The 2188-nt window shown below is 54.5% G+C and carries 2 pseudogenes; one reads left to right on the top strand and one right to left on the bottom strand.

The window, feature by feature from the left end:
- Window positions 1-72: 72 nt before the first annotated feature.
- Window positions 73-964 (bottom strand): annotated as a pseudogene (locus OKB81_RS20150) (IS3-like element ISAeca4 family transposase); the annotation flags it as partial.
- Window positions 965-1026: 62 nt separating this feature from the next.
- Here OKB81_RS20150 and OKB81_RS20145 point away from each other — a divergent pair.
- A pseudogene (locus tag OKB81_RS20145) lies at window positions 1027-2036 on the top strand (IS3 family transposase); the annotation flags it as partial.
- Window positions 2037-2188: the final 152 nt, after the last annotated feature.

Below are 2188 nucleotides of genomic sequence, written 5' to 3'. Positions count from 1 at the left end.
ATGGATTTAGGGACTCAGAATACTTTTTTCTGAAAATCAAGGCGGCCTTCCCCGGAAAGCCGCGATGAACCAAAAATCCTGCCAGTCATAGCTGCTAAACTGGCTCCCTTGGTCAGAATGAACCAGCACTTCCTGCTCGGGTCGCCGTCGCCACACTGCCATCAGTAACGCGCTGATGGCCAACTCTCGGTCGATCCGTGGCCCCATTGACCAACCAATGACTTGTCGTGAAAACAAATCCAATACCGCGGCCAGATAGAGCCAGCCTTCATGGATTCGAATATAAGTGATGTCCGTTACCCAGACCTTATTTGGCTCAGTCACATTGAACTGGCGTTCAAGATGATTCGGTGCAACCACCGTTGGCCGGCCACCATAATGACCGGGACGGCGACGATAACCGGTTTGTGAACGCAAACCTTCATGACGCATTAATCGCGCCACCCGGTGTTTCCCACAGGTCTCGCCCATCTCTCGCAGGTCATCCCGGATCTTGCGATAGCCATAGACGCCTCCGCTTTCTAGCCAACATTGCTTGATCTGGCCCAGGAGGCGCTGGTCTTCAAGTGCGCGGGCAGATAAAGGCTGGTGCTGCCAGGCGTAATAACCGCTCGGGTGGACATTCATCATCCGACACAGTCGGCGGATGGGATGTGTGGACGCGTGCACCCGGATGAAGGCGTACCTTACCCTGACAGCTTGGCAAAGTACGCGGCGGCCTTAAGATATCTCGCTCATCGGTGACGCGGCGCAGTTCAGCCTTGAGGCGCCGAATTTCGGCTTGCTGGCTGGAGTCATGCTGTTGCTGCACGGCGGGCTGGCTGTAGCGCCTGATCCAGGCGTAAAGACTGTGGCTGGAAACACCAAGTCGCTCAGCGACCTCTGCCACTGGGTAATGGCGCTCAGTCACCTGCTTGACGGCGGCCAGTTTGAATTCTTCCGTGTAACGTTGCTGCTTGCTCATAACACCTCCTGATTGACCTCAGTTTGAGGCTCTTGAGGTGTCTAGGAAAGTAGGGGCGATTCAAGGATGTTGTTCCTGCTTCCGAGTTGGCTGCTGCCATCAAGCAGATCCGAGAGCTTCAGCGTCTGCTCGGGAAGAAGACCATGGAGAACGAGATCCTCAAAGAAGCCGTGGAGTATGGTCGAGCAAAAAAATGGATTGCGCATGCGCCCTTGTTGCCGGGGGACGACGATTAAGTGCTGTGAGCCAGGCTCTTAATGTATCGCGTGCGCAGCTATCCGTTCGTGTTCATCGAAAACCGGGTTGGCAAGATGGTCGTCATCATCGCCAGCGTGATGATGCAGCCTTACTTGGCCGTATCATGGAGGCGATGGCAGAGCTTCCCTCCTATGGCTATCGCCGGGTCTGGGCGCTGTTACGGCGTCAGTCTGAGGCAACAGAACAACCTGTGGTAAACGCTAAGCGGGTATATCGCGTCATGCGCGAACATGGCTTGCTGCTGGAAAGAAAACCAGCTGCACCATTGGCCCAGCAGGCACATAAGGGGCGTGTTGCCGTCAAGGAGAGCAATCGACGGTGGTGCTCAGATGGCTTCGAGTTTCGCTGCGATAACGGTGAAAAACTACGTGTCACGTTCGCCATGGATTGCTGCGATAGGGAAGCGTTGGACTGGGCGGCCAGTACTGGGGGTTACGATAGTGACACTGTGCAAGATGTCATGCTGAGGTCTGTCGAACATCGCTTTGGGGATTCGTTGCCGGCATCACCGGTGGAGTGGCTGACTGATAATGGCTCGGCGTATCGAGCCCATGAGACCCGCGCGTTTGCACGAGAAATCGGGTTGGAGCCCAGAACGACAGCAGTGAGAAGCCCACAGAGTAACGGTATAGCGGAGAGCTTCGTGAAGACGATGAAGCGAGACTATATCGAGATGATGCCAAAACCGGATAGCCGAACAGCGGTAGGCAATTTGGCTATCGCGTTTGAGCATTATAACGAGCACCACCCGCACAGCGCCTTGGGATACCGTTCACCACGGGAATTTCTGCGCAGTCGGGTATCACAACCCTAAGCGGGAAAAAGTGTCTGGACCTATGGGGTCAAATCCACTTGGTAAGTACTCATCTCGGTCACAGACAGATTTTCTCAGGGCTGACGCATCAGTGTTTATACTTTGAACAACCCCATACATTCGAACAAATATTGTTCATTCAGACAGCAGAG

This window comes from Aeromonas sp. QDB56, assembly GCF_027705505.1.
Taxonomy (GTDB): domain Bacteria; phylum Pseudomonadota; class Gammaproteobacteria; order Enterobacterales; family Aeromonadaceae; genus Aeromonas; species Aeromonas caviae.
This window is presented reverse-complemented; position numbering and strand designations above follow the sequence as displayed.